The organism is Paraburkholderia hospita, from assembly GCF_002902965.1.
Lineage (GTDB): Bacteria > Pseudomonadota > Gammaproteobacteria > Burkholderiales > Burkholderiaceae > Paraburkholderia > Paraburkholderia hospita.
Genome location: NZ_CP026107.1, coordinates 97,031 through 118,653, shown reverse-complemented (window position 1 = coordinate 118,653; position 21,623 = coordinate 97,031). Strand labels below are relative to the sequence as shown.

The 21,623-nt window shown below is 61.1% G+C and carries 20 protein-coding genes, 1 pseudogene and 1 riboswitch; of the genes and pseudogenes, 8 read left to right on the top strand and 13 right to left on the bottom strand.

Annotated features, from left to right (window positions below; genetic code table 11):
* Window positions 1-38: 38 nt before the first annotated feature.
* Window positions 39-129, top strand: a riboswitch (glycine riboswitch).
* A 146-nt stretch (window positions 130-275) separates the two neighbouring features.
* Window positions 276-1,553: a D-amino acid dehydrogenase gene (locus C2L64_RS33680; protein WP_007584229.1), complete on the top strand. Its 1,278-nt coding sequence runs from the start codon at window positions 276-278 to the stop codon at window positions 1,551-1,553.
* A 143-nt stretch (window positions 1,554-1,696) separates the two neighbouring features.
* Here C2L64_RS33680 and C2L64_RS33675 read toward each other — a convergent pair whose 3' ends face one another.
* Window positions 1,697-2,623: a LysR family transcriptional regulator gene (locus tag C2L64_RS33675; RefSeq protein ID WP_007584228.1), complete on the bottom strand. Its 927-nt coding sequence runs from the start codon at window positions 2,621-2,623 to the stop codon at window positions 1,697-1,699.
* Window positions 2,624-2,753: 130 nt separating this feature from the next.
* On the opposite strand from C2L64_RS33675, the gene C2L64_RS33670 reads away from it, so the two are divergent.
* Window positions 2,754-3,686, top strand: a complete 933-nt coding sequence (locus C2L64_RS33670) for a DMT family transporter (protein ID WP_007584227.1) — start codon at window positions 2,754-2,756, stop codon at window positions 3,684-3,686.
* 107 nt (window positions 3,687-3,793) lie between these two features.
* Here the strand turns inward: C2L64_RS33670 and C2L64_RS33665 are convergent, their stop codons facing one another.
* The 5 genes from C2L64_RS33665 to C2L64_RS33645 all read right to left on the bottom strand — a co-directional run bounded on the left by C2L64_RS33665 (window position 3,794) and on the right by C2L64_RS33645 (window position 8,610).
* A complete protein-coding gene (locus tag C2L64_RS33665; protein WP_007584226.1) occupies window positions 3,794-4,240 on the bottom strand; it encodes a cupin domain-containing protein in 447 nt (148 codons plus the stop codon).
* 220 nt (window positions 4,241-4,460) lie between these two features.
* Window positions 4,461-6,443 (bottom strand): SMP-30/gluconolactonase/LRE family protein, encoded by a 1,983-nt coding sequence (locus C2L64_RS33660; protein WP_039900800.1) that lies wholly within the window; start codon window positions 6,441-6,443, stop codon window positions 4,461-4,463.
* A 575-nt stretch (window positions 6,444-7,018) separates the two neighbouring features.
* The gene (locus C2L64_RS33655) at window positions 7,019-7,435 is read right to left on the bottom strand and encodes a universal stress protein (RefSeq protein ID WP_007732314.1); all 417 of its coding nucleotides are present in this window, start codon (window positions 7,433-7,435) and stop codon (window positions 7,019-7,021) included.
* Window positions 7,436-7,703: 268 nt separating this feature from the next.
* A complete protein-coding gene (locus C2L64_RS33650) occupies window positions 7,704-8,045 on the bottom strand; it encodes a hypothetical protein (RefSeq protein WP_007732310.1) in 342 nt (113 codons plus the stop codon).
* A gap of 214 nt (window positions 8,046-8,259) precedes the next feature.
* On the bottom strand, window positions 8,260-8,610 hold the full coding sequence (locus C2L64_RS33645) for a hypothetical protein (protein ID WP_007584221.1): 351 nt from the start codon (window positions 8,608-8,610) through the stop codon (window positions 8,260-8,262).
* Window positions 8,611-9,457: 847 nt separating this feature from the next.
* On the opposite strand from C2L64_RS33645, the gene C2L64_RS33635 reads away from it, so the two are divergent.
* On the top strand, window positions 9,458-9,733 hold the full coding sequence (locus C2L64_RS33635) for a hypothetical protein (protein ID WP_007732304.1): 276 nt from the start codon (window positions 9,458-9,460) through the stop codon (window positions 9,731-9,733).
* A 110-nt stretch (window positions 9,734-9,843) separates the two neighbouring features.
* Here C2L64_RS33635 and C2L64_RS33630 read toward each other — a convergent pair whose 3' ends face one another.
* Both C2L64_RS33630 and C2L64_RS33625 read right to left on the bottom strand, forming a co-directional pair.
* Window positions 9,844-10,764: a PTS sugar transporter subunit IIA gene (locus tag C2L64_RS33630; RefSeq protein ID WP_007584218.1), complete on the bottom strand. Its 921-nt coding sequence runs from the start codon at window positions 10,762-10,764 to the stop codon at window positions 9,844-9,846.
* Between the two features lie 50 nt (window positions 10,765-10,814).
* Complete coding sequence (locus C2L64_RS33625) at window positions 10,815-11,126, bottom strand: potassium-transporting ATPase subunit C (RefSeq protein WP_007584217.1); 312 nt, start codon at window positions 11,124-11,126, stop codon at window positions 10,815-10,817.
* A 237-nt stretch (window positions 11,127-11,363) separates the two neighbouring features.
* On the opposite strand from C2L64_RS33625, the gene C2L64_RS33620 reads away from it, so the two are divergent.
* The 4 genes and pseudogenes from C2L64_RS33620 (at window position 11,364) to C2L64_RS33610 (ending at window position 13,508) form a co-directional block, all read left to right on the top strand.
* Window positions 11,364-12,002 (top strand): GNAT family N-acetyltransferase, encoded by a 639-nt coding sequence (locus C2L64_RS33620; RefSeq protein ID WP_007584216.1) that lies wholly within the window; start codon window positions 11,364-11,366, stop codon window positions 12,000-12,002.
* 11 nt (window positions 12,003-12,013) lie between these two features.
* On the top strand, window positions 12,014-12,421 hold the full coding sequence (locus C2L64_RS33615; protein ID WP_063717351.1) for a hypothetical protein: 408 nt from the start codon (window positions 12,014-12,016) through the stop codon (window positions 12,419-12,421).
* Between the two features lie 95 nt (window positions 12,422-12,516).
* A pseudogene (locus C2L64_RS53505) lies at window positions 12,517-12,674 on the top strand (potassium-transporting ATPase subunit KdpA); the annotation flags it as partial.
* A 105-nt stretch (window positions 12,675-12,779) separates the two neighbouring features.
* Entirely contained in the window at window positions 12,780-13,508 is a 729-nt protein-coding gene (locus C2L64_RS33610; RefSeq protein ID WP_007584213.1) for a phosphonate utilization associated transcriptional regulator, read from the top strand.
* A gap of 13 nt (window positions 13,509-13,521) precedes the next feature.
* On the opposite strand, the gene C2L64_RS33605 is transcribed toward C2L64_RS33610, so the two are convergent.
* The 5 genes from C2L64_RS33605 to C2L64_RS33585 all read right to left on the bottom strand — a co-directional run bounded on the left by C2L64_RS33605 (window position 13,522) and on the right by C2L64_RS33585 (window position 20,104).
* Entirely contained in the window at window positions 13,522-14,910 is a 1,389-nt protein-coding gene (locus C2L64_RS33605; protein WP_007584212.1) for an FAD-dependent oxidoreductase, read from the bottom strand.
* 106 nt (window positions 14,911-15,016) lie between these two features.
* Entirely contained in the window at window positions 15,017-16,147 is a 1,131-nt protein-coding gene (locus C2L64_RS33600) for a 2-aminoethylphosphonate--pyruvate transaminase (protein ID WP_007584210.1), read from the bottom strand.
* A 35-nt stretch (window positions 16,148-16,182) separates the two neighbouring features.
* Entirely contained in the window at window positions 16,183-17,910 is a 1,728-nt protein-coding gene (locus tag C2L64_RS33595) for a putative 2-aminoethylphosphonate ABC transporter permease subunit (protein WP_007584208.1), read from the bottom strand.
* Entirely contained in the window at window positions 17,907-18,998 is a 1,092-nt protein-coding gene (locus tag C2L64_RS33590; protein WP_007584206.1) for a putative 2-aminoethylphosphonate ABC transporter ATP-binding protein, read from the bottom strand. Before C2L64_RS33590 ends, C2L64_RS33595 begins: the two co-directional genes overlap by 4 nt.
* A 113-nt stretch (window positions 18,999-19,111) precedes the next feature.
* Window positions 19,112-20,104, bottom strand: a complete 993-nt coding sequence (locus C2L64_RS33585; protein WP_407671916.1) for a putative 2-aminoethylphosphonate ABC transporter substrate-binding protein — start codon at window positions 20,102-20,104, stop codon at window positions 19,112-19,114.
* 279 nt (window positions 20,105-20,383) lie between these two features.
* Between C2L64_RS33585 and phnA the strand changes: the two genes are divergently transcribed.
* Window positions 20,384-21,619, top strand: coding sequence for a phosphonoacetate hydrolase (gene phnA, locus C2L64_RS33580; RefSeq protein ID WP_007584200.1), 1,236 nt, complete (start codon window positions 20,384-20,386; stop codon window positions 21,617-21,619).
* The last annotated feature ends 4 nt before the right edge of the window (window positions 21,620-21,623 follow it).

The window sequence follows — 21,623 nt, the reverse complement described above, 5'->3', positions numbered from 1 at the left end:
CTGTCGTTTCTTTGAGGTAGTAGCCTTGCGCTGTTCTACAACGAAGCACGGGAGAGATCGTCCACCCGCGACGACGCCGACGGAGCAACCGCCCCGGAAACTCTCAGGCAAAAGGACCGTGCAGCGAGAACATCTGGAGAGCGGCGCATGCGCGCCCACCGAAGGGGAGCTATTACCGTAACCGGTATTAGCGAAACTCTCAGGTACATGGACAGATGGGGCATTGACGCCGGTAATCATCGGCCGGCGATGCTCAACTAACACTGGACCATGTCATGTCCCATATTGCCATCATTGGCGCCGGAATTACGGGCGTCACCACCGCTTATGCCCTCGCCCGGCGCGGTTACCGCGTCACCGTTCTCGAACGTCATCGCTATGCGGCAATGGAAACGTCATTTGCCAACGGCGGTCAACTATCGGCCAGCAACGCTGAGGTCTGGAACAGCCGCTCCACGGTGCTGAAAGGCCTGCGTTGGATGTTTAGCCGCGACGCTCCGCTCCTCATGAATCCGAGACCGAGTTGGCACAAGTACAGCTGGATCGGCGAGTTCCTGCGCCAGATTCCGAACTATCGCAGCAACACGATCGAAACCGTGCGGCTAGCCATCGCTGCACGTGAGCACATGTTCTCGATCGCGGAGCGCGAGCACATCGATTTCGACCTCGAACGACGTGGCATCTTGCATTTCTATGCCACCCGCAAGGAGTTCGACGCCGCGACAAAGGTCAATGCATTGCTAAGTGAAGGCGGTCTTGACCGGCGCCCGGTGACACCCGACGAAATCCGCGCCCTCGAGCCGGCGCTTCACGGGCAGTTCCACGGCGGCTTCTTCACCGAGTCGGATTCGACGGGTGACATTCACAAGTTCACGCGTGGTCTTGCTGAAGCCTGCGTGCGTTTGGGTGTCGAGTTCCGCTACGACACGAGCGTGCAGTCCATTTCCGAGGCCGCAGAGGGTGAATTGAGGATTGCTTTCGCGCACGAAAGTCAGACTGATACGGAAAGCTTCGACCGGGTAGTGATTTGTGCGGGTGTCGGAAGTCGTGCGCTAGCCGCGTATGTGGGAGACCACGTGAACGTCTATCCGGTGAAGGGTTATTCGATCACGGTCTGCCTCGAAGACACAAAAAGCCAACACGCCGCGCCTTGGGTCAGCCTGCTTGACGACAACGCCAAGATTGTGACCAGCCGTCTCGGCGTCGATCGCTTCCGTGTTGCTGGAACGGCTGAGTTGAACGGCCTGAACCGTGACATCCGTTCGGATCGAATCCAGCCCCTCGTCAATTGGACACGCACTCATTTTCCGGACATGTCGACGGCGCGCGTCATTCCGTGGGCTGGCCTGCGCCCCATGCTGCCGGGCATGCTGCCCAAAGTGGGCTCCGGTCGCCGACGCAATATTTTCTACAACACTGGACACGGGCATTTGGGGTGGACCCTCTCGGCAGCGACTGCGGAAGCTGTTGCAGAACTCGTGGCCAGTAGTATGCCCAACTTAATGAGCGTCAAGCCCGCGAGAAAGCGAACAGGCCTGCCGGTCAACGTCTGATAAGCGATTCCAGCCGACAGCACAGACCCCGCGCGGCGCGGGGTCTCGCGCTTTTAAGAGGTCGCCCATTCCGGCTGACCAACCCATCCCGTTCGAGTCTCCCGCACCGCGTCGCGGTCAAACATGACATGGCGCGAGACCGCTCACTCATCCACGGCGTCATGCAGGTGGCTCGCGAGGTAGTCGATCAGCGCTCGCACCTTCGACGGAAGGAAGCGGTTAGGCGGATACAGCAGCCAGACGGGACCCATGTATGAACGCGCCTCGAATTCCCAGTCGACGAGCACCTGAACGAGGCTGCCTTGCTGTAGTGCCTCTGTAGCAGCGAAGTCGGGCAAGCCCGCAATGCCCAGATCCTGCAACGCAGCCTCAAGGCGGGCGCCCGCATGATTGGCGATATAGCGCCCTCTTACTTCCAGCGACTGCGTCTCGGTGCCGCGCCGGAAATGCCAACGATTGTCGTCAACCGTTTCTCCGAGATACAGGCATTCGTGCCGGCTGAGATCGCGTGGCACGACGGGCGTCCCGTGCACGTTGAGATAAGCGGGCGACGCGCATAGCAACCACTTCACGGTTCCGAGCCGCCGGGCGGCCAGGCCCAACGGAGGCGAACGGGTCAGGCGGATCACCATATCGACGTCATCACGCAGCGGATCGACTTCGCGGTCGGCGAAGATCAACTGGACGTCCACGTCCGGCAAGCTACGCAGAAATCCCGGGATCAGCGGATGGATGACGGACTTGGCGAATGCAACCGGTGCGCTGACGCTCACCTTGCCACGCGGCTCGCCAACCACTTGTCCCGCGACATCGACGGCACCCGACGCCGCGCCCACCACGTCGCGGCAATACCGGTAGACCTGCGCGCCCGAATCCGTGACCCGGACGCTGCGCGTCGACCGCTCCAGCAAGCGCGTGCCAAGCGCTTCTTCAAGGCGCTTGATCTGCCGGCTTACCGTCGACGGCGTGCTGCCCAACTGGCGCGCGGCCTCCGAGAAGTTGCCTGCGTCGACGACGCGGGCAAAAGTCGCCATGTCCGGCAACAGTGCAAAAAGCTCATTGGGATTCATTTGTCGTGCTCACACCGGCCGAACGCATCTGTGCATCTGTGACATAAAAGATGTTCCGCGAGACCCAATTATAGTTTTGCACGCATTACTCGACAATCTGGACTGTTCGAATAGAGATTGAAGGTCGGCCATGTCGAAACAAAAGCGCTTGCTCTGGATCTCCGACCTGATGCTGCTCGCGGTCGCGATGGTGTGGGGCACAAGCTATGGGGTCGCGAAAAGCGCGCTCGCGTTCTATCCCGTGCTGGGGCTGTTGGCGCTGCGCTTTGGGCTGACGTTTGTGGTGCTGTCGCCCGCGTTGCGTTCGCTCCGGCGGGCGAAGGCGTCCGAACTGGCCGGCACGCTCGGCACGGGTGCGCTACTGCTCGGCATCCTGTTGGCCGAGACATTTGGAATATCGTTGACCCGTGCTTCGAACGCAGCGTTTCTCATCAGTTTGTGTGTCGTGCTCACGCCGCTCGTCGAATGGGCGCTGCTGCATAGAAAGCCGTCGCACGTTGAGGGTATCGCCGTCGTAGTGTCGTTGGCCGGCGCCACGTTGGTGAGTGGTGGCGTGTTCATTCCGACTGCAGGCGATGCGCTGATTCTTCTGGCTGCGCTGCTCCGCGCGCTGATGATGTGCGTGACGGGGCGTGTGATGCGCGACTCGACGCTCGCTCCGTTGTCGGTGACGGCGGTTCAGGCGGGCACCGTCGCGTTCGGCAGTGTCATCGCAGCGCTGGTGTGTCCGTCGCAGCCGTGGCCTGCACTGCCAACGCTAGCTGGGCATGGCAGCTTCTGGATGAGCATCGGCTATCTGGTGTCTGCGTGCACGCTGTTTGCATTCTTCGCGCAGAACTTTGCCGTCAAGCGCAGTAGCCCAACGCGCGTAGCATTGCTGATGGGCAGTGAACCGGCGTTTGGTGCGCTGTTCGCGTATGCGTGGCTCGGGGAGCACCTGTCTGCCTGGGGATGGGTCGGAGGTGGGTTGATGGTATTTGCCTCGGTGCTTGCGACAGTGCGTTGGCAAAGAAGTGACGGCACTTCGGTCGACATGCATCCGGTGATTTCGAATGAGGCTTAACGAGGCAGAGGTTCTCCGACGTCTGTAGCGAAACCGAAAACGGACGTCGGAGACAACGATTTGCACGGCGGTTGTTGGCCGACCCCTGAACGTCCAACACCCAGGTTTCATTGGGGTGGTGGCGCTGGCACCAGCCCGTACCTGGACATGACATCGATAAGCTTCGAGCGGTCGGGCGGCCCGCCGGCGCTTACGATTGTTCCGACATCACGAAAATACTGAGCACCTACGTCCGGCGTAAGGACGATCAGTGCGCGGGCCGTGCCATTGTGCGGGTTGCTGAAGTGATGAACCGACCCACGAGGGGTAAACATCCATTCACCCGGCACCAGGTCTCGGACTACTCCGTCGACCGAGTACCGAAGCATGCCCTCCAGCACATAGACGCACTCTTCGTTACGTGTGTGGCTATGTGGCGGCGGGACTTGAGCGCCGGGAGCCACGGTCAATTCGAAAACGCCCATCCCGCCCGTGGCAGTTCCATCAATCAGATACTGAATGCTCAATTGACCAATGTTGATGGGTTCGATCGGAGCCGCGCCGCCAGTTGTCATTTTCGAACTCCTTCGGATTAAGGATTCTCACCAGTCCGCGGGGCGTGCCGCTTACGGCGCATCCGCCGACCGAACAGAACGCAATTCATCTCGGATTATGCGCCTCTCAAGAACGCATTTTGTCCGGGAGCGGCGACAGGCCGCTATTGGCCCGAACCCTGCCCACTCACGCACCGATGTATTGATTCGCCACTTCGGTCGCTGCGGCCCACGCGCATCGTCAATTCACACTGAATGGTGACACCATCATCGCCTTGGTCGCACTCACGCCCGTCCCGCTCGACGCAGGCGGCGTCCAGCGATACAGCACAATGCTCGAGTCGTTGTAGTTGTCCTTCGTTACTTCATATTCGCCGTTCGAACGCCGATACGCCCGAAGTCCATACATCGAGTCCACATCGTTGCCCACATCGACTGTGTTCGGATTGCTATTGACGAGCGTGATATCGAGGTTCCCCGTTGTGAGGTTGAACGCATCGATATTCGGCACGGTATGGACGTAGCCCACAAAAAGATAATTCCCGGCGGCCACAACCGATTTTGGATTGACGCTAGTAAGGTTGATCACCGGATTCGGCGCAGTCCTGTTGCCGGCCAGCCAGCCGTGATACACCTCGACACGCGATCCGACCGCGGTCCAGTCCGTGCTGCCGGTGATCCCTGTGAGAACCATCGTGTCGCTTTCGGGCAGGTACATGATGCGCGTCAGTTGCCCAATCGTCGCCGGAATCGGCATCGTGATCGCGGCACCCCACAACGGTTTGCCGTTCGTATCGAAGCCGTTCAGCGGATAGTGTGAAATCGCGTTGGTCTTGTCGAGGCCAGCCCAGATATCGCCCTTGCTATCCAGGCAGAAGCCGTTGCGGACTTTTACCGCCGTACCGAACGACGTTCCCGGCAGCGTGCTATCGGGAATCGCAATGTACCCGCTTGCCTGATTGAAATGGAAAAAATAAAAGGTATCGGGATTCTGGCTCGCTGCGACGAGTATCCGGTGTCCGCCCACGCTGACGACCTGAGCGAAATGTTCGCCGCGTTCGTGGTCGGCGAGATTGATGCGCGGATCGGAGGGGTAGGTGAACGGATCGATTGTGTTGGCAACGTAGGCACCTCCCGGGGTGCCCGCATAAATGTTCATACCGCCGTAGAAGATCGCCCCGTCGGTGGCTGGGTCCGGTGCGGCGTTGCCTTCAAAGTTCACTGACTGGAGCTGCCAGCGCAGAACTCCCGTGCCATCGTATGCGTGGATGTCGGTGCCGCCGTTGCGGCCGAGATCCCACGATCCGCCCCACGGGTTGTTCAGCACGTAGAGATTGCGCGCAGAATCCCTGCCGATGCCGGTAACGCGCGTGAACCGCCTGTCGCCTACCTGTCCCTTGATGCCGGTGACCGTATTGAGGAAGCCGCCTTGAACACCAAACGTACCGGCAACATACGGTGCGCTGGAGACGTCATAAATCTTGATGTTCATATCCGGCCCCTCGTCGCCGATCCATAACTGCCCGGTGAGCGAGTCAAAATACAGCGAAGAGGGTTGCGCTTTGGCTGGCAGCTGGATGGTGTTTCCACGTTCGCCCGTCGGGCTGAACTGGACCACAGTACCCATGCTTTGTTGCGCGACCCAGATGTTGCCACCCGCGTCCACCGCGAGCGCGCCCGGCCCTGCCACGCCGATATCACGCAGCCAGACACCCGACGTCGTAAACACGCGTACGCGGTTGCCTGGGAAATCGCTCGCGTAGAGCAGCGAGCCCGACGTCGCGAGTCCGGTGACGACATCCGCGAGGTGTTCGGTGGTTGTGTCGCTGACCGTGATCAGCAGGTCGCGCGTGCGGCTTCCCCGGTCGTATCGACCAACCTTGCCGCTTCCATACGTCGCGTTGAACTGCAGCGCAGCGAACAGCGAGGTCGAGTTGCCGGTGATCGCACCGCCCTGAAACTCGCCGTGCGCCCCGATCGATCCGATGTTCTGTCCGTTCTGATAGATCGCGATGCCGCCCTCGTCCTCGTCCCACATCGACGCGGTGTAGATCACCCCTTCGGATGCCACCCACATCGAGCGAGCCACATTGCCTACCCGAGTCGTCGCCGTGCCATGTGTGTTGGCCATCCAGCTGGTGGAGTATTGCGCTTCGCAAACGGACGCAGCCGCTACGTTCAGCATTACCGCGACTAACGCGGTACAGAGTCCTTTGAAAACCATGAGGGATGTTTGTCCGATCGCACGCCGTGCAGTACGGGCGTCCATAGTGCGGTGTTGCCAACCCTGGCAAACTTGCAGTCCGAACCCTCACGATTCGAGCCCGTACGTCGCGAAACGGGCGACGTGACGCGTCGAATTGGTGTGGGATATCGTCTGAGTTAACGGCGACGCGCGACTCGAGTTGAGCGATTTTTCAACTGGACCATGATGACGACGCCACGAGCCGGGGCTTTGCTTATCGTTTATCGGTCGGGCGCTCGGCAAATTTTGGGCGGCGTAACGCCCAGTTGATTGTTGCCGAATCGGCTGGCGAGTCAATTTTGGGGTTTGTATGTCGCCCGCTCATGTGGGCAGACGCAAGCGCGCAACGAGACGAATCGGCAGACCTTGAATAAACATCAAGACAAGCTGTCGTTCGAAACATCATTGGCAGTCACGGCGAAGGCCGACGGAAGGTCTGCGTCGTCAGCGTGCCTGAGATGTGCATCTCACATTGAAGTTCTGGATGACCCTCGCAAATCATCCGTAACAGACACCGTCCGTCGTGAGGTTCGACGACTGCGGTACCTCGCCCGTCAATGCAGCACCGTGATGGGCGTGGGACTCAGGCGCCACAATTTCGCGAGCATGCCCCACCTTCGGAAGAAGCCGAAACCGCTCGCGTCGAGCACCACGACGTCAGCGCCGTTCATCGCGGCATACGCGGCAATGGTCTTTTCAGGGGGTCCAAAAACACGCTTCCACGTATAGGGCACGCCGGCATCATCGAGTACCGCGCGAGTCCGTGTCAGAGCATCGCGCATCGAAAGCTTCTCGCGCCGCCGCAATGCCGAGCGCGACTGAAACGCGACCGTGCGGCCCTCTCCCACTTCTTCCAGCACCTCGATCAGTTCGACCTGCGCCACGCATTTTTCAGCAAAGAGAAACGCTGCGTGGCGCGCAGCTTCGAGTGCGCCCGCCTGGGAAAGCACTGGAATGAGCAGTCTCAACATCTTCGACCTCGACACGACGGGAATCACCTGCTTTCCATTGCAGCACTCATCGCGTCAAGACACCGAAAAGCTTTAGATCACGGGCATAAAAATGCTGTCAATATCCAGTGGCGTCAGGTTCACAGCGCGTACGTCGACACTGGACAACAATCGCCCGAGGCGTCGGCGGCCTGTCCACTACCTGACGCCCACAAGCCGATAACCCACCCCTAGCTCGGTGACGATATGTCTGGGTTGCCGCGCGTTGTAGTTCAGCGCAGCAGCGCGGCTAGCGCAAGGCGGCGGAACTCAGTTCGAGGTGCAAGACGACGAGCCAGCGTTTGGGACAATCAGCGGCAATCTGCAAGCCATCGCGGCTCTCGCCTTCCGCGCGGACATAACCGTTGGTCTGCGCGAGTGCAAATGCACGGCGCGCATCGGACTGGAGCCATAGCGTCAGCAGCCCGCACGTCACGCAACTGAATAGTGTCACTGCCTGGTTGTCCAGACCGAGATCCAGCGTCTGCGCCAGGTATTCGAAGATGTTCGTCAGGAACAGGTTCACTGCGATCGCGATGAACATAACCTTGCTCATCCCCCTGAAAAACATTGCTGCTTTAGTGCGGGTCATTGCTTTCCTCTGGCTTCGCCAAACCCGCGAAGTGTAGGGTTCGTCATTGAAGCGCCGCAAGAAAAAATGTCGTAAAGAGCGGCAGACAGACGCTCCCATTTTCAGCGCCAGCCAAACCTGATCCGCTCTTGCTCACCGCGATCTGGCTCGTCGGCGAGCACCTGAGGAATGTCAGGTAAAACATCGGAGATTCGTCGCACACGCGAATGAGATGTCAGGTCTCGCGGCCAGTCTGCGCGGCTCGCGCCGGCTCGGTCTCCGACGCCGCAAGCCCGCCTTCGAGCTCGATATGAAGCACGACCAGCCAGCGTCTCGGACAGTGTTGCCGGATCCACACCGTGCGACCGCCACGTATCAACGCGGAACTCAGAAAACCTGCGTCACGCGCGTGAAGCCATGCGTGCTTCGCGTCCGAGCGGATCCAGGTACTGAGAATCGCGCACAACAGAAAACTGAAAAGCGTCGTCAGGCCGAACGCAATGTCGGGATGATTCTCGTGCGCGAGAAACGCGAAGCTGGCCGTCAGAATCTGGTTGACCAGCACGACAAGGACAATGATCTTCACCAGTGCTCTTGTACGCGGTGCCCGTCGATGTCGACTTCTCGTGGGCTGGATTCGCATGGGATGTTCCTCTTGTGTCAAAGCCATCACGCGGTCTCGTGCCGCTGTTCTACGCCATCGATCCATCCGGACGAAGGCATCGTGCCGTGCCGGTTCGGGTCACTCTCGGCGTCGCGTCATCCTGATCACGCGCGATATCTGCCTGAGCGTGAATCCGCTGACTTCCAGATATGGCGCCACGCAGCGGCGCTGCAAAAGCCAATCCGCGAAATCGTAACGGGCAGCTTCTAAAATTCGCGTAAAGACACCTGAAGCGGCTTATAAAAATCGTATGTCGATCGCGCGCTCGCATACGCTGAATTAACGGCGCGCGCCTATGGTTTTATAAATTCGTTATACGGCAAGTAACAGAATCTCAACGTTAAAGAAAGCGAGGTTGTGCATGCTTCGGTTGAGATTTCGTCAATACACAAGTACGGCAGAAACCGTCGCGGAAGCGACCGTGGATAGAAGCGTCATCGCAGGCCGTCAAATCCAGCACCGCTGGTGCGTCGGACTGGCAATCGCCGCTGGCGTTCTCGGGTTGCTGGCGATCAGCCTGGGCTTTGCTACGTTCGGAATCTCAGTCTATATCGCTGCGATTTTGCCGTTCGCATTCTTTTCGTAGACGGTTGACGCAAGCGCTTGCAGGAATACGCCAGGTGGTCGGGGGCGGCAACGGCACGAAGTGCATGAATCGTGCATACACCGGACGTGTTTCTGCGAGCGCTTGCGACAGCGTTGCGCTACTTGCGACGAGCGCGTCTGGATCGTGCCGGATCTTCCGTATCCCTTGCTATCGGACAGAATCGTGTTGGACAAAGATCGAACCAAGACCCATTTCACCGCACCCACCCTCACTACCGACTCGTCGGTGTGGTTTTCCGCGTACGGTTTCGGCTGGGGATACTGCGCCTTCGCGCTGCCTGCCGAAGTGATGTGCGAGGGACTGGGTGCGGCGGACCAGACGCCAAGACAGTTGGTGCTCGCATTCGAGCTCGGTAAACACCGTCTCCGGAAAGCGATCGCCGAGAGGCAATTGCCGCGTACAGGCGAGCGGATTACGCTCTGCGCCGCCGATCTTTAACGCCACGCTTCTGCGCAGCATCAACTATTCACGGGTGCATGGCCTGAAAACGGTCGCTTGCGTGACTTCCTCGAGACCATTCGCAATCGCGCACGGCCGAAACGGTTTCACTACAGTCGATGATCTGTCGCCCGCGCTGCACCCGTTACGCCACGCTCCGCAGCATCTTGCACCTCGAAATCGGCAAAAAGCTCGCATACGGCGTGGGGGTCTGCGCAGGCGTGAAGCCGCTCGCGAAACCGTTGATCGCAAAATCGTTCCGCCACCTCGGCCAGCAGGTGAAGGTGCGTCATGTTCGCCCACTCCGGGACGAACAGCACGACCAGGTCGGTCACGGGTCTTCCGTCCGGCGCATCGAATGGAATCGGCATGATCGGGCGCACGTACAGCGCGACGGCGCCGTGAATCCCCTTGACGTGGCCATGAGGCACGGCAACCCCCTGGCCAAGCGCCGTCGAACCCAATGCTTCGCGCGCAGCCAGCCCGGCCGTGACGGAGGCTGCCTCCAACCCGTAGTGTTGTTCGATGAATTGCGCCAGGTGTGCGAAAAGCGCTTCGCGATTGGCAACCGCCAGATCGAGCAGAACGTGGTCCTCGGTGAGCAGATGAGCGATCGTGTCTTCGCCCGTGGCCTGGTCCTTGTGCCTCCCATACGCATCGGCAAGCGGCGGCTCTGCATCATGCATGAGCTTGCTCCACGCGTCGGTGGGCGCGTCCGGCACCTCCAGCAACTGCCCAATTTCGGCAGTCGGCGCGAAACGCGTCACGCGCTGCATCGCGTCCTTCAATGCCGACCTCGGCAAGTAGAGCATCAACCGCACGCGATCCGTTCCGTGCAGCGGCGTCATGCGAATCGTCCACGACTGCCCGGCGCAATCGCGGATCAGCGCCTGGCGCAACGGCGTCGCATGCTGCGCATCGAGTGTGATGCGCATAACGACATCGCGGCCCGTGGCGGGCTGTGCAGCGCGATGCGGTGCGGCGTGCCTCAGGCCGAAGAGGGCTTTCAGGTCTGGCAGGGCGTGTTTCATGTTGTCCCTTGATGCATGCGTTCCCGTTTCGCTCCGGGTTTCAGCAGCGGTTATGCAGGCGGTCCATAGCGGCGGCGCAAATCGAGGTTCACCTCTAGCACATTGACGAACGGAGCGCCGGCGAGCCCGCCGAACGGTGCGTGCGCGTTATCACGCAATAATGCGCCGATTTCCGCGCGCACGGCACCAGGGTCGCGTTTCGTGTCCTTCGCCCACGCTGCCGCGACGCGATCGAGCTGATACATCGCGTTCGCCGGCGTGAAATGCGGATCCAGGCCCGAGCCGGACGTCGTGACGAAATCGCCGGGCACGTCCTGCACGGCGACATCGGGTTGATCCTGTCTCCACATGTCGAAGAACATCGCCTGGATATCGTTTCCTTCCCCGTGCGGGTGACGGGCATCAGGCGCCTTCGCTGTCGCGTGGCAGGTTCGTATAAAGGTATAGGACGGCGCGAGTAAAAACGGTGTAAATCCGGAGAGGGAGCGTGCATAAGGAAGATAAACGGCAAGCCGCGCAAGTCTTTACGACATTTTTTCTTGAGACACGCAGATGCCAACCCTAGACTTTGGATAACTCATGAATTTCGGAGCGATGCCATGTCGAAACGCCGTGCCACAGCCGCAAAACATGCCCCTGTCGACCACGTCAGACCGAGCATTCGCAACATCCTGCTAAGGCGCTTCGATCCGTCGCGCGACTCGTACGAGCAGCTCACGACGATGCTGCACCACGCGTTTGCGCGTCTCGGCATGATGGGGCTGAACTGCACCTGTGTTGATCAGGATGTGGCTGTCACGATGCGGCGGGCCAAAGCTGGCGACTGCTTCGTGGTGGTCAGCGAGGGCAAGGTGATCGGCACCATGACGCTGTATGCGCCCGACAACGAATCGGCCTGTGAACATTATCATCGGCGCAATGTGGCCACGATCCGCCAGTTGGCCATCGACCCATCGTGGCAAAACCGCGGCATCGGCAAATCACTGCTGGCGTTCGCCGAGCACTGGGCGGCGACACGCGGCTACTCGGAAATCGCCCTCGACACGCCCTATCCAGCTTCACATCTCGTTGCCTTCTATCGTGGGCAGGGGTTCCGCATTGTCGATGCCGTGCGCTTCGCCGGAAAGGTCTATGAAAGCGCGATACTCAGTAAGGCGCCCGTCGTCGCACGGACACTCGCAGCATGGACACATCAGATTGCGCTGCCCAGCGCTCGCTACGTCCGCTTTGCAGCGTGAATCACAACGATATGCAGGAACCACCTCGGCGGAACGATCGTTCCGGGCACAAAGACCCGCAGGAGGAAGCTCGCCTGAAGGCGGCGATGCGTGCGCGCGGCTGGCTAAAGCTCGTGCTCGTGACCATCGCGGCGAACCAGGTAATGACCACCGCCTTTGTATATGTTGCGCAGCAGGTCAATCCCGGCCTGACGATGCTTCACACGCTGCTCTTCAGCTGCGTGACATGTGGGCTCGTCGGCTACTGGCTGCAGGCGGATGCCCGGCGTGCGTGGCGTGACGCATTGGACAAGGGCTACATCGGCGCGCCGCATACCAGCGATGACCAAGACGTGCTGAAGATCGCCGACAGCTGTCCAAATCGCTGGCTCGTCGTGCTGCACATCGAACTGAATCCGGAACTTGCAGGCCCCTTCTGACCCGTCATACACCGCTCACATTCAGGGTCGCGCGGCGCGTTGACAGCATCATGCATAGCCCTGCAACGGACGCCAGTGCCGCGCACAGTGTCGTCGTCCAGGGCGGCAATATGGAAGGCAAGGAGACCCGTTCGGCGTGGTGACCTCGGCGCTCTATGCCACCGTAACAACGAGCGGCGGCGACGGCACGGTGGATGCGATGCACGATTCGTTGACGCCGGTTGGCGGACTCGTACCGATGGTGCTGATGCAGACAGCCTGAAGGTCTTCCCCAACGGTTACTGTTGACAATAAACAAAACGCACCGCAATGTTTGCGCAGATGCTATGTGACCGCTGACACTCCGGGATCGATCTCCATGACCGACAACAACAACCTGCCCGATGCCTTTGAACTCCTGCGTCGACAATCCCTCGCGATGCTCGTGCAGGAAAGTCTTCACCGCAGCATCCTGTCGGGCGAGTTCGCGCCCGGCGAAAAGCTCAATGAAGTCGAAATCGCCACGCGTCTGGGCGTTTCGCGTGGCCCCGTGCGCGAAGCGTTCCGCGCGCTGGAGGCGTCCGGGCTGCTGAAAACGGAAAAGAACCGTGGCGTGATCGTACGTGTCGTGTCGCTGCGGGAAGCGGAAGAGATTTATGAAGTGCGCGCGATGCTCGACGAATCGGTCGCGCGGAAGCTCGCGAATCACATGCGGCCAGACACGCTCGCCACGTTGAAAGGCATCATCACGGCGATGAAAACGGCGAAGAAAACACGCGATCTCGCGCGCTACACGGAGCTGAATGTCCAGTTGCACGGTGCGATGGTCGAAGGCGTCGGCAATCAGCATCTCATCGCGACGTATCGCCAGCTCGTGCTGCAACTCGGCTTGTTGCGCCAGGCGGCGATCGAAACGGATCAAAGCGCGTTGAGCGAATCCGTCGCCGAGCACGAGAAGATCGTCAACGCGCTCGCAAGCGGCGATGAAGACCGCGCGGTCGCGCTCGTGCGCGAGCATGTCGCGCACGGTATCGCCAGGATGCGGCGCGCGCATGAGCGCTGGATCGAGGCAGCAAGCTCTAATGGGGCATCCGTCGCAGAGGCGTAGAGACTACACCCTACTACGCCTTGTCCGATTTACCCGCCGCGCTCGCAAACCGGCTCAGCCACCGGTCGACCAGCCAAGGCTGCCGGTCCTCGTCCTCGGCGCGCTCCTTGCGCCGAATCGCGTTGCGCACGGTGATCGAACCGACATACCTTACCGGCTCCGGCGGAAAGTGACCCAATGGGCCGCGCGTCAACGGGCTGCGTGTCCACGCGTTATCGAGTCCCAGCAACAGCGAAGACAGAATCTGTCCGCCCATGTAAGTCGGCCCCACGCCGTTGCCTGAATAGCCGAATCCATAGAACACATTGGGTGAGTCGTCGAGCCTGCCGAAGAACGGAAAGCCCGTCACCGAACGATCCGAAGGACCGTTCCAGCTCGCTGTCACGGGCACCTCGCGCAACGCGGGAAAGAACGCGTGCAAACCGCGTGTCAACTCGGCTTCATACGGCGAGCGCTGATCGAATACGGGCGCAATCCGGCCGCGCCATGCGAACGTGTTGCCGCCCTTGCCCAGCATCAACCGCCCGTCAGGCGTGCTGCGGTAGTAGTAGACGAAGATGCGCGAGTCGAGCACCGACACGCCATCCGTCAGGCCGCTGCGCGCCAGCAGTTCGGGGCACTTCTCCGTGACGATCATGTCACTGGACACGATTGCGAGCGTGCGTTCGAATTGCCTGAAGCGGCTCGCCATCCACGCATTGATCGCGAGCACGAGCTTGCCGGCCGTTACGCTTCCCGACGGCGTGCGTACTGTCACACGTTCACCGTCTGAAAAGTCGAGCATCGGCGTGCGCTCGTAGATCCGTATGCCCATCTCGAGCGCGACCCGCCGCAAGCCGCGCACGAGTTTGCCCGGATGCACCGTCGCCGCCGTAGGAGAAAACACGCCGCCCAGATTGCGCGCCGAGCCGGAGCGGCGCGCCACCTCATCGGGTGAAACGTCATGATACGAATGGATGCCGTGATCGCGCAGCGCGGCGATGACGGGGTCCAGCGCGCCCATCTGCGCGCGCGATGTCGCCGTATAGAGCGTGCCGTCCATGCGCAGTTCGGCATCGATACGATGCGCCGCGCAGAAATCGCGGATGCGATGAACGGCTTCTTCGGATGCCTTGACCAGCCGCAGTGCTTCCGCTTCGCCAAACAGGCGCCGCAATGTGAAGAACTTCGTGGACCACGTCAACATGCAGCCGCCGTTGCGGCCGCTCGCACCCGCGCCGCAAAGATCGCTTTCGACGATCACGATATCGATGTCGGGCTTTTGCAGCTTCGTCTGAATGGCTGTCCACAGTCCCGTATAGCCGCCACCGACGATACACACGTCCGCCGTGGTCGCGCCTTGCAAGGCAGGTGACAATTCGCCATCGGAGAAAAGCGCCTGTTCGATCCAGAAGGGTCGCATGTTTGCTCGCAGAATAGGTTTGCCGGAACCCGCGCCGATGCTCCGAAGACCTCGCGCCTATGAGAACGCGCGAGACCACGCGAAGTCTTCGAAGCGATCAGTCAAGTCACGCAAGTGCTTTCGGCGACACTTGCGCAATCCCCATTGCCTTCAGCGTGTCCGCGATTGCCGCAACCGCGCCGGGAATACCTGCCTCGCCAAAATGCCCGATGCACCCGACGCGGAACGTTTCGATCTCCGTCAGCTTGCCGGGATAGAGGATATAGCCGCGCTTCTTCACCTCCTGATAGAAGGTTTTGAAGTCGTAGGCGGGATCGTCGGGTGCATGGAACGTCACGATGATCGGCGCCTGAATCGACGGGTCGAGAAACGGCCTGAACCCCAGTTCCGCCATCCCTTCGATCAGCGCGCGGCAGTTGCGCGCATAACGTGCGCCCCGCGCTTCGAGGCCGCCCTCCTCGATGTACTGCGCGATGGCCTGATCGAGCGCTGCAACGACATGCGTCGGCGGCGTGAAGCGCCATTGCGTCGTGCGGTTCATGTACGCCCATTGATCGTAGAGATCCATCGCGAGCGAATGACTGTTGCCTTCACAGCGTTCGAGCGTGCTGCGCCGGGCGATCACGAACCCCATTCCCGGCACGCCTTCCAGGCACTTGCCTGACGCGGCGACGACGGCATCGAACGGCGTCTGGCGTGCGTCGATATCGATCGCGCCGAACGAACTCATCGCGTCGACGATCAGGCTGCGCCCGTGCTTCGCCACCACCATCGCGATCTCATGCAGCGGATTGAGCACGCCCGCGCCCGTTTCGCAATGGACCAGCGCGACATGCGTGATGCTCGGGTCCACCGCGAGCGCGCGATCGATATCGGCCGGTTTGACCTGCGTGTCTTCCGCGTAGTCGATGCTCTGATGACGCCGCCCGAGCGCGCGGCAGATCTTCACGAGCCGCTGACAATACGCGCCGTTGTTCGGCACCAGCACATGGCCGTCGCGCGGAACGAGCGTGCCGATGGCCGCTTCGACCGAGAACGTGCCGCTGCCTTGCAAGGGCACGCACTCGTGTGTGTCTTCGCCATGCACGATGCGCAGCGTCTCGCGGCGAATCCGCGCGGTGATCTGGTTGAAGTCGCCATCCCACGATCCCCAGTCGCGCAGCATGGCGTCGCGCGTGCGGTCGGACGTGGTGAGCGGACCGGGAGTGAGCAAAATCGGTTGACGGGGCAGATTCACGGCATCTCCTTGATGGACACGATGAAAGGTTCGTTTCAGCCACGGCGCGTGGTGCGCCATGCCTGGGTTCGACGCAACACGCCGTGCGAAACGGCGGCAAACAGCAGACACGCAAATGCAGCGGTAACGAGGACGAGCGTCGCCATCGCGGCGGCCGGTCCGATCTGACCTGCGTCGTCGAGGTTCAGGATCGCGACCGACGCGGGCTGCGTGTCGGGCGAATAGAGGAACGCGACAGCCGATACCGTCGTCATGCCGTTGACGAACAGATAGCGTGCGATCTGCAGGATCGAAGGCAGACATACGGGCACGGTGACGCGCCAGAACGTCTTGTAGAAAGGCACTTTCAGCGAAGCGGACACAGCCTCGAATTCGTTGTCGATCTGCCGCAGCGCGGTCACTGCCGTCAGGTGGCTCGACGAGTAGTAGTGGACCACCGTCACTATGGCGAGCAGCGCGAGCGTGCCGTACAGACCGTTGAGCGGATTGGCGGGCGCATTGAACAGAAAGATGTAGCTGATGCCGAGCACGAGCCCCGGCACGCCCATCGGCAGGATCGCGCAGAGGTTGATGAAACCGCGCAGCCAGCGCGGCCCGCGCGTCTTCTCGACGAGATACGCGCCGCCGAACACGATGGCCGTGCCGCCGAGCGCCACGCATGCCGCCATCTGCAGGCTGTTCTTGTACGCATCGAAAATGCCGGCGGCGATCAGGCCCATCTTGTAGTGCTGCAAGCCGAGGCTCATCTGATACGGCCAGAACTTAACGAACGATGCGAACACCGAAATGCCGACCACGGCGATCATCAGCAGACAGACGATCCCGCAGTAAGCGAGCATCGCCGTATCGAAGCCGCGCGACGGCTTCGGCTGGAACGGCGTCGAACGCGCGCCGAGTTGCGACTGCTGCTTGCGGCGAATGAAGTAGTCGACGGCGAATGCAACCAGTGCGGGACACAGCAGAAGCAAGCTGACCACGGCGCTGCGATTGAAGTCCTGCAAGCCGATGATGAGCTTGTAGATATCCGTGGACAGCACCGTGTACGGCCCGCCGATCACAACGGGAACCCCGAAGTCGTTGATGCAGATCGTGAACGACACCATCGTCGCGCTGATGAGGCCGTACTTCGCGCCCGGCAGCGTGATCGTCACGAACTTGCGCAGACGGCTCGTACCCATTGCATCGGCGGCTTCATACAGGCGGCCATCCGAGAGCGACAACGCCGTGACGAGAATCATCAGCACATGCGGAAACGCCGCGTAGACGAGACTGCACACGATGCCGGAGAAACCGTAGATCGAATGTCCATGCAACAACGGCTTCAGAAGCCCCGAATTGCCGAACCAGTAGATGAACGACACCGCCGACAGCAACGTGGGTGCGAGCAGCGGCAGCAAGGCCACTGTGCGGACTGCGTTCTTCATCGGCATGCATGAACGCGTGAGCGCGTAGGCGAACGTGAACGCCATCGGAATGACGATCGACGTCACCGTGCACGCGACGGCCACCGAATGCAGCGCCGACGTCCAGACGGCAGAGTTGGCCAGATAGCCGCTGAAGTTCGCGAGCCCAATAAACCTGCCGTCCGCATCGACGAAGCATTTGCCGATCACGAGCGCCAGCGGCATCAGCAGAAACATGGCGAGCATCGCGGACATCAGCAACAGCGCAAGCTGTCCAATCCTGTCATGCCAATGCGTGATTTGCCGCACTTCGGCGTGCGCTTCTTCGCCGCTACGGCGTTCGATCAGGACGGCGCTCATTGCAGACGCTCCTTCGCGGCCGTGAACACGCAGACGCTTTCGCGTTGAATGGCAAGGTCGAAACGCGCGCCCGTTTGCAGGCCCGTACGGCGCATCTCGTGGAACGACAGGTCGGCGACGATCTCCTGCCCCGCGAGTCCTTCGACCTTGAAACTGACGCGGCAGAACGCGCCGAGAAACTCGAGCTTTTCCACCCGCGCTGCGAGCAGGTTGTCGGGCGCGCTGCCGGGCAGGCTGATATGGATGTCTTCCGGACGCACGAAAGCCGAGACCTGCGAACCCGGCGCGGGCTGCGCGCTTCCGCAGCCGTAGTGCAGCCCGATCTCGCCCGCCTTCAGCGTGCCGTCGCGCATCACTTCGGCGGGAATCATGTTGACCTTGCCGATGAAATCCGCAACGAACGGCGACGCGGGCTCGCGATAGATCTCGTGCGGCGAGCCGATCTGCTCGATCACGCCATGATTCATCACGACGATGCGATCCGCCATCGACAGCGCTTCTTCCTGGTCGTGCGTGACCATGATCGTCGTGACGCCGAGCCGTTGCTGCAGCTGGCGGATCTCCTGGCGCAGGCGCACACGCACGCGCGCATCGAGCGCCGATAGCGGCTCGTCGAGCAACAGCAAGCCCGGCGACGTCGCCAGCGCGCGGGCGAGCGCAATGCGCTGCTGCTGGCCGCCCGACAACTGGTTCGGATGCTTGCGATGCGAATCCGGCAAGCCCACCAGCGCAAGCAGTTCGTGCACGCGCTCCGCGATCGCCGCGCGCTTCATCTTGCGATTCACGAGGCCATACGCCACGTTGTCGAAGATCGTCAGATTCGGAAACAGCGCGTACGACTGGAACACGATGCCGTAGTCGCGCAACTGCGGCGGCAAGCGCGAGATATCACGGCCGTCCTGCATGATGCGCCCCGCGCTCTGCGTTTCGAGCCCGGCGATAATGCGCAGCAAGGTCGTCTTGCCGCACCCCGACGGCCCCAGGAAACACAGCATCTCGCCCTTCTTCACGCCGAGATGGATATCGTTCAGAACGGTCGTCTCGTTGAACCGCTTGGAAACCTGCTCCACGCTCAAATACGCTGTCATCTGATCCTCCGACTTCGCTTCTCTTCCGCATCGCGGCAGCGCGAGCAACGCGCAGGCGCTACCCGCCCCGATCGAAGCGCACGCGTCGCGCGCGCTTCACGCGAGACCCGTCGCTACTTCTGCTCCTTGCTGCCGTAGCGTTTCTGCCAGTCTTCGAGAATCGACTGGCGGTTCTTCGCGGACCAGACGAAATCGTTCTTCACGAGCAATTGCGGATAGTTGTCGGGAATGCCCGACAGTTTCTTTGCGACACCCGGATAGGCCACGATCGCCCACCATTGCGCGGTGATTTCGTTCGCCTGACGGCTGGCCATGAAGTCGGCGAGTTTCTTCGCTTCTTCGGGATGCTTCGTCGTCTTCATGACGCCCGTCGCTTCCATGTCCCAGCCGAGTCCCTCTTTCGGAAAGATCAGGTCGATGGGCGCGCCTTGCGCCTGCAATTCATGACCACGGAATTCGAATGAGATGCCGATCGGAAATTCGCCCGTGCCCGCGAGCGTGCAAGGCTTCGAGCCGGAGTGCACGTATTGCGCGACGTTCTTGTCGAGCGCGTCCATGTACTGCCAGCCTTTCTCGTCGCCGAAGGTTTGCAGCCACGACGTGACATCGAGATAGCCCGTGCCCGACGACACCGGGCTCGGCATCACGATCATCCCTTTGTAGACAGGCTTGGCGAGGTCTTCCCACGAGGTCGGCTTCGGCAAATGGCGCTTTTCCGCTTCGACGCGGTTGTAGCAGATGGTCGCGCCCCACACGTCCATGCCGACCCAATGCGGCGGCGTGTTGCTGTCGCTGTATTTGCGCGTCAGGGCGTCGAAGTCCTTCGGCTGATACGGCATCAGCATGCCTTGCAGGTCGAGCAGCGTGAGGCTCGATGCGGCAAGTCCAAGCACGACGTCGGCGCGCGGGTTGCTCTTTTCTGCGAGCAGCTTGGCCGTGACCGCGCCCGTGGAATCGCGCACCCAGCGGATCTCGATGTCGGGGTTCGCCTTCTCGAAGGCGTCCTTGTACGGCTTCATCGCCTCGTCTTCGAGCGCGGTGTAGACCAGCAATTGCGTCTTCGCCTGTGCGGCCTGGGCAGCGCCGAACATCACCGACGCCGCCATCACACAGCGCGCCGCCACCTTCAGAAATCCCTTGCAACCGTTGAATCCCGCTCCTTCCTTCATTTCCAGACCCCTTGATGAGTGGCGTCGCGGCCAGCGACGGAAACGGCCAGAACTGCGACATGCGGCATCGACTACTGCGGCCCCGAGGAGACTTCTTTGTTGTTGTCTGTTGTTGACAATCTACAAAGTGTCAATTTTAATGTCAAGTATTGCCGCACAATGCCACACAACGCCACATCATCAATTCCCGGATTACCCTGGTCAAAGGAGAAGCGAATGAGCACATCCCCTGCATCCGTCGAAGTGAACGGCCGCCGCTACAACTGGATGCGCAGGCCCGTCGTCGTGGTCTGTGTGGACGGCTGCGCCTACGAATATCTGGAGATGGCCGCCGCTGCGGGCGTCGCGCCCTTCATCGGCAAGCTGTTGAAGCCGGCCACCGCGCTCAAGGGCGACTGTGTGGTGCCGAGCTTCACGAACCCGAACAACCTGTCGATCGTGACGGGCGTGCCGCCCGCCGTGCACGGCATCAGCGGCAATTACTTTTTCGATCGCGAGACTGGCACCGAGGTGCTGATGAACGATCCGAAGTACCTCGTCGCGCCAACCGTGCTCGCGCGTTTCGCGGAGGCGGGAGCGAAGGTTGCCGTCGTCACCGCGAAGGACAAGCTGCGCCGCCTGCTCGGCAAGGGCCTGAAGGGAATCTGCTTTTCATCGGAGAAAGCGGATGAGGCGTCGCTCGAAGAAAACGGCATCGACGCCGTGCTCGAACTCGTCGGCAAGCCGGTGCCGAGCGTCTATAGCGCCGAGCTGTCGGAGTTCGTGTTCGCAGCAGGCGTGCGTCTGCTGGAAACACGCGAGATCGATCTGATGTACCTGTCGACCACCGATTACGTCCAGCACAAATGCGCGCCCGGCACGCCCGGCGCGAACGCCTTCTATCAGATGATGGACGGCTATCTGCAACGGCTCGACGAGCTGGGCGCCATCGTCGCGATCACGGCCGACCACGGCATGAACGCGAAACACAACGAAGACGGCGAGCCGAACGTGATCTATCTGCAGGAGCGCTTCGACGAATGGCTCGGCAAGGACCAGGCGCGCGTGATCCTGCCCATCACCGATCCCTACGTCGTGCATCACGGCGCGCTCGGTTCGTTTGCGACGGTGTACCTGCCCGAATCGGCGGATATCGATGCATTGCGCAGCAAGCTCGCGGCCGAACCCGGCATCGAACTCGTGCTGACCAGCGAAGAAGGCTGCGCGCGGTTCGAGTTGCCGCCCGCGCGGATGGGCGACCTGATCGTGATTTCCAGGCGCGACGTCGTGCTCGGCACGCAACGCATCCGGCACGACCTGTCGAGGCTCGATGCGCCGCTGCGCTCGCACGGCGGCCTCGCCGAGCAGAGCGTGCCGCTGATCTTCAGTCAGCCCGTCGCGAAGTCCGCCGCGCAACGCGCGCGGCTGCGCAACTTCGACGTCATCGATATCGCACTCAACCATCTCCAGTGACGAG

Coding starts and splice junctions, on each gene's coding strand:
- C2L64_RS33680 (WP_007584229.1), top strand. CDS start 276: ATGTCCCATATTGCCATCATTGGCGCCGGAATTACGGGCGTCACCACC.
- C2L64_RS33675 (WP_007584228.1), bottom strand. CDS start 2,623: ATGAATCCCAATGAGCTTTTTGCACTGTTGCCGGACATGGCGACTTTT.
- C2L64_RS33670 (WP_007584227.1), top strand. CDS start 2,754: ATGTCGAAACAAAAGCGCTTGCTCTGGATCTCCGACCTGATGCTGCTC.
- C2L64_RS33665 (WP_007584226.1), bottom strand. CDS start 4,240: ATGACAACTGGCGGCGCGGCTCCGATCGAACCCATCAACATTGGTCAA.
- C2L64_RS33660 (WP_039900800.1), bottom strand. CDS start 6,443: ATGGTTTTCAAAGGACTCTGTACCGCGTTAGTCGCGGTAATGCTGAAC.
- C2L64_RS33655 (WP_007732314.1), bottom strand. CDS start 7,435: ATGTTGAGACTGCTCATTCCAGTGCTTTCCCAGGCGGGCGCACTCGAA.
- C2L64_RS33650 (WP_007732310.1), bottom strand. CDS start 8,045: ATGACCCGCACTAAAGCAGCAATGTTTTTCAGGGGGATGAGCAAGGTT.
- C2L64_RS33630 (WP_007584218.1), bottom strand. CDS start 10,764: ATGAAACACGCCCTGCCAGACCTGAAAGCCCTCTTCGGCCTGAGGCAC.
- C2L64_RS33625 (WP_007584217.1), bottom strand. CDS start 11,126: ATGTTCTTCGACATGTGGAGACAGGATCAACCCGATGTCGCCGTGCAG.
- C2L64_RS33620 (WP_007584216.1), top strand. CDS start 11,364: ATGTCGAAACGCCGTGCCACAGCCGCAAAACATGCCCCTGTCGACCAC.
- C2L64_RS33615 (WP_063717351.1), top strand. CDS start 12,014: ATGCAGGAACCACCTCGGCGGAACGATCGTTCCGGGCACAAAGACCCG.
- C2L64_RS33610 (WP_007584213.1), top strand. CDS start 12,780: ATGACCGACAACAACAACCTGCCCGATGCCTTTGAACTCCTGCGTCGA.
- C2L64_RS33605 (WP_007584212.1), bottom strand. CDS start 14,910: ATGCGACCCTTCTGGATCGAACAGGCGCTTTTCTCCGATGGCGAATTG.
- C2L64_RS33595 (WP_007584208.1), bottom strand. CDS start 17,910: ATGAGCGCCGTCCTGATCGAACGCCGTAGCGGCGAAGAAGCGCACGCC.
- C2L64_RS33590 (WP_007584206.1), bottom strand. CDS start 18,998: ATGACAGCGTATTTGAGCGTGGAGCAGGTTTCCAAGCGGTTCAACGAG.
- C2L64_RS33585 (WP_407671916.1), bottom strand. CDS start 20,104: ATGGCGGCGTCGGTGATGTTCGGCGCTGCCCAGGCCGCACAGGCGAAG.
- phnA (WP_007584200.1), top strand. CDS start 20,384: ATGAGCACATCCCCTGCATCCGTCGAAGTGAACGGCCGCCGCTACAAC.